The 859-nt window shown below is 81.3% G+C and carries 1 pseudogene; it reads left to right on the top strand.

From position 1 onward, the window contains the following. Positions 1 to 859 (top strand): annotated as a pseudogene (locus tag EAD89_RS08910) (hypothetical protein); the annotation flags it as partial.

Here is an 859-nt window from a genome sequence, read left to right as displayed (position 1 = left end):
CCCTGGCCGTGCCGCTGCTGGCGGTCCGCCGGGGGCTGCGGGGCACGGCGGAGACGTTCGCCGCGGTGGGGCTGCTGTTGGTGGTGCTGGACGGCTACGCGGCCTGGTCGGTGGACCTGGCGGGGGTGGCCGGCTGGCCGGGCAGCAGGTACGCCGCGCTGGTCGGGGGGGCCAGCGCGGCGGTCGCCGCGGCGTACGCCCGGTGGAGCCGGTTGACGGCGCCCTGGTTCGCCGCGCTACTGGCCGCCCAGCCGGTGCTGCCACTGCTCGCCGTGGAGGCGCGGCCGGGCCCGGCCGGCTGGGCGCTGGTCCTGCTCGGGGTGGCCCTGCTGGACCTGGCCGTGCTGGCCGGGCTCCGAAACGGGGGAGGGCGTGCCCAGTTGGCCGGCCGGGTGCTGGCCGGGGTCGGGCACGCCGCCGCGTTGGCCGGTGCGGCCGGATGCGCCCTGGTGCCGCTGCTGATCGGCCGGGCGGCCGGTACGCCGCTGCTGGCCGGGGCGCCGCTGGTGCTCGTCGCCCTGACCGGGCTCGGCGCGGCCGGGCTGGTCGGGGGACGGGCGCTGCGGGCGGTGGCCGCCGGGCTGCTGGTGCCGGTGCTCGCCGCCGCGCTGCTGCGCCCGGTGGCCGAGCTGCGGTCGTCGTGGCTGCTGCTCGCGGCGGCAACGGTGGCCCTCGGGCTGGCCGGGGCGGTACGGCTGCTGCCGGTCGGCTGGCGGACCGGCCCACGCGCCGGGGCGCTGCTGCTGGCGGCGGGGACGGTGCAGATCGCGGTGCTGATCACCGGCGGGCTGGCGGTCGCCGCGCCGAGCGCCAGCGCCAGGGCGGGCGCCGCTCGCCGTGGCCGGCGCGGTGGCGGTGG

Source organism: Micromonospora sp. BL4, assembly GCF_003667505.1.
Lineage (GTDB): Bacteria > Actinomycetota > Actinomycetes > Mycobacteriales > Micromonosporaceae > Micromonospora.
This window is presented reverse-complemented; position numbering and strand designations above follow the sequence as displayed.